Here is a 9,294-nt window from a genome sequence, read left to right as displayed (position 1 = left end):
TTTGGCAAGACATCTATGTTGATGCAGTGCGCCGGCACGCTGCGCGAGATGCCCTCGACGGGCGATGTGGTGCTTCGGGATGCATCGAGCTGTGATGCTCCAGGATTCGTCGGGCTGCTTGATGATCTTTCGAATTCGCTTTCGCCCCTTCCCACGCCGTATGTGCTGCTGGATGGTTTGCCGCTTTTAAATAAAGAACAAGTACAGGTAGTTGAGGCACGCCTGAGGGCCATGAGGGACGAGGGAATGAAAATCGCCATCGCGTGCACGCCGGCGAGTGCGAATCTGATTCGTGCGGTTTCGGACTCGACGAAGTACGGTGCTCCGTTTTTGCTGGTGCAGCCGCGTGAATACGCTGCATGGTCCAAGCTGTATGCCATCTCGCCCTCGGTGGATATCTATGCGCTGACACGCGGTATCCCGTGCTTGGTTGCCGATGCGCATGGTGTGGGAGCGTCGGGGGAGCGCGGGCAGCTTGAACGGGCCGTGGCGACCTTGTACCAGGATGTTTTGCAGGATCTGGGGGAGCGTAAAGACCCTCTCGCGGTTTTGCTCGCATTCATGGTGATGATGGGCAGCGGAACGATTGCCGACTTCGAGAGAAACGGCATGGGGGTTCATACGGAGCTGCTCGTGCGCCTGCAGCGCGAGTATCCGATCGTGATATACGATGCGGAGCAGCGCGCGTTTCGCTGTTTGGGAAGCGATTCCGGTGTGCTTTCGCTGCTGCGTCGATCAATCGTGGAAGCTCGTCGTCAATTCGCGATGAAGACGGTCAGAATGCTGATGCGTGCTCGGCGCGTGGATGCTGCCGTAGCCCTTCTGGAAGAGCTTTGCGATACCGCGGAATGCCTGCAAGCCATCTCGCAATTCCCCGTTTTGTTTGCGCTGCATGGCCATGTTAAGTTCATTCGGTCGGTGCTTGCCCATATGGACGGAGAGCAATTGGCGACCATGGATGTTTCCGTTGCGTTGGCCGGATGGATGGCCGGGCTCTTTACCGGGGAGTATAAGCTCGCTCGTGCGATGGCTACCGAGTTGCGTCATCGCGCGCATGAGATTGCCTCGTGCGTAAGCTATGAGGACTGGGTGATCGCGGTCGCCGTATCGGGACTGTGGAGCGATTGCAGGGCTGTGAACTTGCCCGCCATTATGGATTCGTATAAGGAGACGGGCTCGGTACGCGAAGCGGAGATCTTGAAGCGCCATGTGTCGAGGCTGGATGGCGTGCTGAGCGAATCGGCATCCAAGATGGCGATGCCGTATAGCGCGCCCGAGGAGGGCGAGGACGACGTTATCGTAACGAATATCCTCGAATACCTCGATGGTGTCTATATCGGGGCGCTTGTAGACGGTTGCGAATGGGACACGTCGGTCGACGAAAGGCTGACGAACCTGGTAAGACTGCTGAATGCGCGCGATATGGGTGCGATCGCCGCTCGCGCCCGCGTGGTCGCATCGGTGCATCGACTCATGCATGCACGTCCGCTGATCGATGAACGAGCGTTTTCCGATGCGTCTCGCGTGGCGGTTCGCGAGTCGAATTTGGATGAGCAGCTTTTGATGTTGTTGCTCGAGGGCTGGCAATTCTTGATGTTGGGGCAGTTCCTGAATGCGCGCTTCCGTGCCCAGCAGGTGCAGAAGCTATCGGATGGTAGCAGGACGTTTCTGGTTGGTTGGGCGCAGATTCTCGAGCGCGTGGCAAAACTGCGCACGGACGCACGGCTGACGGTGCGCGAGGAGGCCGAGCAGTGCGATCTGTCAACGACCGCCCGTACGCCGGCGGAGGCATGGGTGACTGCGATGCAGCTTTCGGTGGCGCGCTTCGATGCCGATTTGTCGGCATGGTTCTCGGTGAACCGGGCGCAGCTGCTCGATCCGGCGTTTCGCATGCGCATACGCGTGGCTCTGTATGCGCTGGGAGGCCGCGCCGAATCCGTGCAGCGATTGATTCCACGCGATATGGCCAATTCGTACATGCTCGAGGACGGGCTTACGAAGGGGTCGTCGGGGCATACGGACTCCGTCGTGCTGCGTGAATGCATGGAGGATGCGGACATGGTGAACGTGAGCCTGTTTGGAGGCTTCAGCGTATCCCAGGGTGGCCGTATCTTGACGAACGAGGTGTGGAAGCGTCGCAAGGCGGCGATCCTGACGGCGCGCTTGGCGCTGGGAATTCCTAGCTTCGTAAGCAAGACGGTGCTGACGAACGAGCTATGGCCGGAGATGGAGCCGAGAAAAGCGCGGCAGAACCTGTATGTGAATCTGACGGCGGTGCGCCGGGCATTCGGCCAGCGCGACCAGGGGCCGCAGTATATCGTGACGCAGGCGGACGGCATAGCGTTGAATGGGGAGTATTCGGATACCGATATACGTGATTTCAATACGCTGGCGCGCGAGATATTGGTTCAGCGGGCAGGCGTCTCCATGCGTCAGGTGGTGGATGCCGCGCTAAAGCTGGAAGAGGTGTATAAGGGACCGCTCTACGTGCCCGATTGCGGCGATACGCGCTTCTTCGTCCGTATGAGGAAGATGTATCAGGCTAAGTTCATCGACTGCATGATGCGGGGAGTCGATGCGGCGATCGAGGAGGGCGATCTCTTGTCGGCATCCTGGCTGTCGAATGCAGCGATACGGCAGGAGCCGACAAGAGAAGACGTGGTGCGCCGGGCGATGCGCGTGATGGATCTTGAAGGCCGACGTCGCGAGCTCGTGGAGCTGTATCAAAGCCATCTCCATTATGTGCGTACGGAGCTGCATGGTCAGCCCGAGCGCGAGACCCGCGAGCTCTATGAGCGCATCATCAAGGAAAACGAGGATAGGGTCTTGTTGTAAGGCTAGGAGAGCACGATCTTTTCGATATCGTCACGGCTGCTCTCGCGATACAGGGCGAAGCGATGGCCGATAACCTGCACGACTTCGGCGCCGGTGCTGTTGGCGAGCAGGTTGGCGGCCTCGCGCGTCTCGAGAGTGCTGCCATCCTGGACGGCGCATTTGATGAGCTCGCGTGCCTCGAGCGCGGCCTCGGTTTCCTTGACGAGGGAATCGGTGATGTCGGACTTGCCGATATGGATGATGGGGTTGAGGTGGTGGGCCAGGCTACGGAGCTGGCGAATGTTCTTACCTGAGAGGGCCATGGGTGATCGCTCGCTTTCTGGATGGCTTGAAAATGACTGATGCATTACCGTAGCGCAGCTTTCGGCGGGAACAAGGGAATACGTGGTAGTTCGCAAAGAATGCGCAAGCGGAGAAGGGGAGGCAGGGGGCATGGTCCGGCGGTGCCGTGTCGTGGCGCGAATCGAAACCGGACGGTCGGGGTAGCTTGGGAAGGCATTATGCGCCGGCAGGATTCCAGGAGATGAAGGCCCAGGTAACGGTGCGCTCGTGGTCGAGCCGCAGGGCGCCTTGAGGCTTGCCTTTGCCTCCGGGTTCACCTGCATGCGGATTATCGAGAAGATGGTCGGCGAGATATGAACGCAGTTCGGGAAGCTTGTGGGCATGTGCATCGTCGAGCATGCGGGAATAGTCGGCAACGGCCTCGTCGAGGGAGTCGAAGGTGTCAAGACGGGGGGAGACGATATAGGAGACTTCGGGCAGACGACCGAGTTCTATAAGCATGTTGAAGGCATAGATGAAGTCGTTGCTAGGGGCGACATCGATGCCGATGCCCTCCATGACTCGAGCGTCATAGCGCGGGCTCGGTCCGACTACGAGCGTGGTGCAGCAGCGACGGCGCGCTGTTTGGTCGAGCTTGAACAGGGCGGCCTGGAGGTCGGTGGTGGCGATGGATCTGCTGGCGATTGCTACGTCTACGGATTTACGGGCGATGCCGCAGGCTTCCCAGTCATCTTCCCACGCAAGGTGGCGGCATGAGATCTGCTGGCCGAGGGAGGCTTCTTCGGCGCACTCGCGCAGCGTGTCGAGCATGGCGTGCGAGAAGTCGCATGCCAGGACCAAGGCTCCGTTATGGGCGAGCGGGATGGCGAGGGAGCCGGCGCCGCAGCCCATGTCCAATACGGTTTCGCCGGAGAGGACGCCTGCGTGCTCGAGGAAGGCGGTACTGTAGGGATGGGTTGCGTGGGGTCGAAAATGACGGGCGCGCTGGTCCCAGATGGCGGGGTCGTCGGCGGCGCGACGGTGCTGCTGTCGAGCTTTCCAGGCTTCGCTCCAGTTGATAGAGGAGGGGTCTGCGATGTCGTCGTGCATATCGCATGTCCTTTCGGGTCGATCGGTCGATGCGCGGATACGCTGCGTGCAGCCGGTGGGGAGCGTCCGCTTCGTCGGGCCGTCCTGTTCTTGAGCACCCGCATATGACACGGGCGTGAGGGGAGGCGCCCCGCATGGGAAAAGGGCCGCACCCGAAGGATGCGGCCCAGGTGTGCCTTGCGATCGCGCTCGCCGGAGGCCGCGTGGAAAGCGGCGTGGAGAGGGGTGGATGCTAGTTCTTGAGCGAGTTGAGGGGAGCCGGGAAGCGACCGCCGCGATGGGCGAGGACGGTGCCGGCATGGGGGTTGACGCGCATGATGGGGGCGCGACCGAAGAGCCCGCCGTAGTCCACGCATTCGCCTTCCTTCTTGCCGAAGGCGGGGATGATGCGAACCGCGGTGGTTTTGTTGTTGATGACGCCGATCGCCATCTCGTCGGCGATGATGCCGGCGATGGCCTCCACGGGGGTGTCGCCAGGGATGGCGATCATGTCGAGGCCGACCGAGCAGACGCAGGTCATGGCCTCGAGCTTTTCGAGGGACAGGGCGCCGGATTCGGCGGCGGCGATCATACCGGCGTCTTCGGACACCGGGATGAAGGCGCCGGACAGACCGCCGACGGACGAGCTCGCCATGACGCCGCCCTTCTTGACGCAGTCGTTGAGGAGGGCGAGGGCCGCGGTGGTGCCGGGGCCGCCGCACTGGCCGACGCCGATGATCTCGAGGATGCGGGCAACCGAATCGCCGACGGCGGGGGTGGGGGCGAGAGAAAGGTCGACGATGCCCTTCTCCACGCCGAGGCGACGTGCGGCCTCGCGGCTCATGAGCTCACCGGCACGGGTGATCTTGAAGGCGGTCTCCTTGATCTTCTCGGCGACCTCCATCATGTCCGCCGTATCGGGCAGCTCCTCGAGGGCGGCGGCCATGACGCCGGGCCCGGAGACGCCGACGTTGATGACGGCGTCGGCCTCGCCGCTGCCATGGACGGCGCCCGCCATGAAGGGGGAGTCCTCTACCATGTTGGCGAAGCAGACGAATTTCGACGCGCCCACGCACTCGCGGTCCTGGGTGATGCGGGCGGCTTCCTGGATGGTCCGGGCGCACATCAGCACGGCGTCCATGTTGATGCCGGCGCGCAGGCTGGCAACGTTGACCGAGGAGCATACGCGGCTCGTCTCGCTGAGGGCCTGCGGGATGCAGTTGATGAGGCGACGGTCGGCATCGCCGATGCCCTTGTGGACGAGGGCGGAGTAGCCGCCGAGGTAGTCGATGCCCAGGGTCTCCGCGGCGCGGTCGAGCGCATGGGCGAGCGGGACCAGGTCGACGTCGCTGCATGCGGCGGCAACCTGGGCGATGGGTGTAACGGAGATGCGCTTGTTGACGATGGGGATGCCGTATTCGCGCTCAAGGTTCTCGGCGGTTTCGACGAGGTGCTCGGCCGTTCGGGTGATGTGGTCGTACACCTTGGTGCACATCCGCTCGAGGTTCTCGTCTGCGCAACCCATGAGCGAGATGCCCATGGTGATGGTGCGGATGTCGAGGTTTTGCTTGGAGACCATGCCACGGGTCTCGGCGATTTCGGCGGGCGTGATTGACATGCGCCTCTCCTGTCGGATTCTCGGGTTGCGTGCATCCCTGGATTTGCGGTTCTCACCATTCTACCGTGCACCCGAGGGGGTCTCTGCCATACGATTGAATTTATGCAGAAGTTACCTGCTCAAGCAGGAAAGGGAAGAGGAGGGCTCGGATATGGAGGAGAACGTCGTGGCGGGCACGGGCAGCGCGTGCGGTGCGTGCGAGCGGATGACGGCTGCCCGGCGAGCGGCGATCGAGCTGGTGGGTCCGGGCGTCTCCGTGCTGGGGGATTCGATCAGCACGCTGCGCGGTGCCGTGCCCGAGGGCTGGCGCGTGCATTATGAGGGGGAGGTTCATGTCCCAGGTGTCGAGAGCCGGGGCGACACATGGTGGGGCAAGGTGATCGAGCACGTGGGTGGGCGCCTCGTTGCGAATTCATCGTATTCTGGTTCGGTGGTCGAGGGCTTCGGCTTTCCCGCGGGCATAAGCGATGCGCGCATCGGGGCCCTGGTGGGCGCTGCGGGCGAGAAGCCCGACCTCGTCTTGGTGTATATGGGAATCAACGATTACGGATGGGGTGGCGGCAGGAACCAGGTGATGGGTGGAAGCCTGTCGGCGTCGGCGCGTCGGGAGGAACTCGAGGGACCTGCCATGGTGGAACGCGTCGTGGGTCTTGTCTCTCTCGAGCGGTTTGAAGCGGCGTACGTGCGCATGCTGGAAGGCGTGCGACGGATAGCGCCCGAAGCGCAGGTGTGGTGCTTGACGCTGTGCCCCGGCCATACCGAGGGGCGGCGGTTCGCGTGCTTCAAATATGCGATCAGGGGTGTTGCGCTTGCAGAATACAACGATGCCATCAGACGCGCGGCGGCCGTCGCCGGCGCCTGTGTGGCGGATATCGCTTCGTACGGCGTGTGCTACGACGCCGTCGATGCATGCCATCCCACGGCTGCGGGCATGCAGCAGATAGCGGACATGGTGATCGCGCAGATGGAGGACGCGCCGGCTCCGGCGTGGGCGGCGCGAGCCCCGCATGCGCTGCCCGTGTGCGCCCGGCCGTACTGCGCCGGATGCCCCCGCGACGACGCGGACGTCCATCGGTGGAGCATCGCTTGCGCGGGGCCGCGGGTGGAGCGCAGCGGTCGCTGCGGGGCATCGCCGGATGCGGGCGACGGCGTGCTCCGCAGCTAGCTTGAGAAAACGCGCTCGGCGATGCGCGCGGATTCGGCGGCGTCCTTGGCGTAGAAGTCCGCCCCGATCTGCTGCGCGTATTCGGGGGTGAGGACGGCCCCGCCGACGAACACGCGAACGCCGGGGGCTTCGCGCCGCAGGATCGCGATGGTCTCCTCCATGCTGGCGACGGTGGTGGTCATGAGGGCGGAGAGCCCGACCAGGGGGATATCATGTGTGCGGACGGCGTCGAGCACGGCGAGCGGGTCTACATCGCGACCCAAGTCGAATACGTGGTAGCCGTAGTTTTCCAACAGCATCTTCACGATGTTCTTGCCGATGTCGTGGATGTCGCCCTTGACGGTGGCGAGCGCGATGCGGCCCTTGTCGGCGACGTCGCCGGCGGGCATCGCATCACGGATCGTGTCGAATCCGGCCCGCGCTGCTTCGGCGGATGCCATGAGTTGGGGAAGGAAGAAAGTGCCGCGGTCGAAGCGTTCGCCCACCTCGTCCAGGGCGGGGATGAGCATGCGGTCGATGATCTCGAGCGCGCCGTAGCCGGCGAGCAGCTGGTGCACGAGCGCGGGGACATCGGCCTTGCGCCCGGTGAGGACGAGGTGATGCAGCTCTTCGACGGGCGATTGCGAGCCGGTGGCGATCGGTGCGCCCGGGGTTCCAGCGCCAGGGGCTTCGATGCCCGCGCCCGCCGGGGTTGTATAGGGGTCGGACCATGTCGCGTAGCGCTCGATATAGGCGCTCGAACCGTCGTCCTCGCCGTTGAGCACGCGGTAGCTGCGGACGGTATCCATGTAGCGCGCGGATCCGGGGTTCATGATGGGCGCATCGAGGCCCGCTCCGAAGGCGGCGGCGAGGAAGGTGGAGTTCAGCAGCGAGCGGGCGGGCAGCCCGAAGCTCACGTTCGAGACGCCCAGCGTGCAATGGACGCCCAGCTCCGAGCGGCATCGTACGACGGCGTCGAGGATCTGGCCGACCTGTTGCTGGTTGGTGGAGGCGGTCATGACGAGGCAGTCGATGAGGATGCGATCGCGGCCGATGCCGTAGCGCGCGGCCTCGTCGATGATGCGGCGCGCGATGGCGATGCGCCCTTCGGCCGTGGCGGGGATGCCGTCCTCGTCGAGCGTGAGCCCGATGACGTTGCAGCCGTAGTGCGCGGCGAGCGGCAGCACGGCGTCGAGCACCTCGCGCGAACCGTTGACCGAGTTGATGATGGGTTTACCCGCGTAGGCGCGCACGCCGGCCTCGATAGCGCGGACATCGGTGGAGTCGATCTGCAGCGGTAGCAACGTGGCGCCTTGCAGCGCCTCGACGGCGCGCGCGATGAGTGCGGGCTCGTCAAGGCCGGGAAGGCCGACGTTGACATCGAGGATGTCGGCGCCCTGCTCTTGCTGGCTGATGCCCTGGCCTACCACGTAGTCGATGGATCCCTCGCGCAGCGCCGCCTGCAGGCGCTTCTTGCCCGTGGGGTTGATGCGTTCGCCGATGACCGCGATGCGGCGACCTTCGGCGGGCAGCTCTACCAGTCCTTGCGCGCTGGTGACGGTGAGCGAGCCGGGCGCACGGCGCGGTTCGGGCGCCCGTCCGGCGATGATTCGAGCGAGCTGCTCGATGTGTCGCGGGTCGGTGCCGCAGCAGCCGCCGATGATGCCGACGCCGTCGGCGACCATGGCGGCCACGTCGTCGCGATAGGCGTCGGGCCCGATGTCGAACACCGTGCAGCCATCTTCGATATGGGGAAGCCCCGCGTTTGCCTGCACCATGACGGGCTTGGCGGTCGCGGCGAGCATATCGCGCGCGAAGGGGCGCAGCTCCGAAGGGCCGAGCGAGCAGTTGATGCCCAGGACCTCGACGCCGAGCGCATCGAGCGTGACGGCGGCTATGGCGGGGGACGTGCCCAGGAAGGTGCGTCCGTCGGCTTCGAAGGTCATGGTGGCGAAGATAGGCAGGTCGCACACGTCTTTGGCTGCGAGGACGGCGGCCTTTATCTCGGCGAGGTCCGTCATGGTCTCGATGACGATGAGGTCGCATCCCGCATCGGCAGCGGCACGCGCGCAGCGCGCGAATTGCTCGTAAGCTTCGTCGAAGCCCATCGTGCCCAAGGGGCGCAGCAGCGCGCCCAGCGGGCCGATATCGCCTGCGACGTAGCGCGCGCCGGCGGCGCGGGCGCACGCGGCGGCAGCCTGGTAGACCTCTTCGACTTCGGCGCGCCCATCGAGCTTGAGCGCGTTGGCGCCGAACGTATTGGTGGTGACGACCTCGGATCCCGCCGCTACGTATGCGGCATGGATGCGCGTGATGGCATCGGGATCGCTGAGGCACAGCAGTTCGG

6 protein-coding genes are annotated in these 9,294 nt (G+C 64.2%); 2 read left to right on the top strand and 4 right to left on the bottom strand.

Going from position 1 to position 9,294, the window contains the following annotated elements; translation table 11 throughout:
* Nucleotides 1–246 precede the first annotated feature (246 nt).
* Nucleotides 247–2,835, top strand: coding sequence for a BTAD domain-containing putative transcriptional regulator (locus tag I2E26_RS06540; RefSeq protein ID WP_195420092.1), 2,589 nt, complete (start codon nt 247–249; stop codon nt 2,833–2,835).
* 2 nt (nt 2,836–2,837) lie between these two features.
* On the opposite strand, the gene yhbY is transcribed toward I2E26_RS06540, so the two are convergent.
* From yhbY to I2E26_RS06525, 3 genes are all read right to left on the bottom strand, one after another.
* A complete protein-coding gene (gene yhbY, locus I2E26_RS06535; protein ID WP_195420091.1) occupies nt 2,838–3,137 on the bottom strand; it encodes a ribosome assembly RNA-binding protein YhbY in 300 nt (99 codons plus the stop codon).
* Between the two features lie 196 nt (nt 3,138–3,333).
* Nucleotides 3,334–4,206, bottom strand: coding sequence for a class I SAM-dependent methyltransferase (locus I2E26_RS06530; RefSeq protein WP_195420090.1), 873 nt, complete (start codon nt 4,204–4,206; stop codon nt 3,334–3,336).
* Nucleotides 4,207–4,438: 232 nt separating this feature from the next.
* Nucleotides 4,439–5,803, bottom strand: a complete 1,365-nt coding sequence (locus tag I2E26_RS06525) for a PFL family protein (RefSeq protein WP_147588483.1) — start codon at nt 5,801–5,803, stop codon at nt 4,439–4,441.
* A 151-nt stretch (nt 5,804–5,954) separates the two neighbouring features.
* On the opposite strand from I2E26_RS06525, the gene I2E26_RS06520 reads away from it, so the two are divergent.
* Complete coding sequence (locus I2E26_RS06520; RefSeq protein WP_195420089.1) at nt 5,955–6,968, top strand: SGNH/GDSL hydrolase family protein; 1,014 nt, start codon at nt 5,955–5,957, stop codon at nt 6,966–6,968.
* Here I2E26_RS06520 and I2E26_RS06515 read toward each other — a convergent pair.
* Nucleotides 6,965–9,294 (bottom strand): homocysteine S-methyltransferase family protein (locus tag I2E26_RS06515; protein ID WP_195420088.1); only part of this gene is annotated, 2,330 nt, incomplete at its 5' end. The genes I2E26_RS06520 and I2E26_RS06515 overlap by 4 nt on opposite strands.

It is taken from the genome of Collinsella sp. D33t1_170424_A12 (assembly GCF_015554865.1).
Lineage (GTDB): Bacteria > Actinomycetota > Coriobacteriia > Coriobacteriales > Coriobacteriaceae > Collinsella.
Note: the sequence above shows the minus strand (reverse complement) of the source record. Positions and strands in the feature narration are given on the sequence as shown.

Excerpts from the sequence above, each read along its gene's own strand:
- I2E26_RS06540 (WP_195420092.1), top strand. The coding sequence starts at position 247 with ATGAAAATCGCCATCGCGTGCACGCCGGCGAGTGCGAATCTGATTCGT.
- yhbY (WP_195420091.1), bottom strand. The coding sequence starts at position 3,137 with ATGGCCCTCTCAGGTAAGAACATTCGCCAGCTCCGTAGCCTGGCCCAC.
- I2E26_RS06530 (WP_195420090.1), bottom strand. The coding sequence starts at position 4,206 with ATGCACGACGACATCGCAGACCCCTCCTCTATCAACTGGAGCGAAGCC.
- I2E26_RS06525 (WP_147588483.1), bottom strand. The coding sequence starts at position 5,803 with ATGTCAATCACGCCCGCCGAAATCGCCGAGACCCGTGGCATGGTCTCC.
- I2E26_RS06520 (WP_195420089.1), top strand. The coding sequence starts at position 5,955 with ATGGAGGAGAACGTCGTGGCGGGCACGGGCAGCGCGTGCGGTGCGTGC.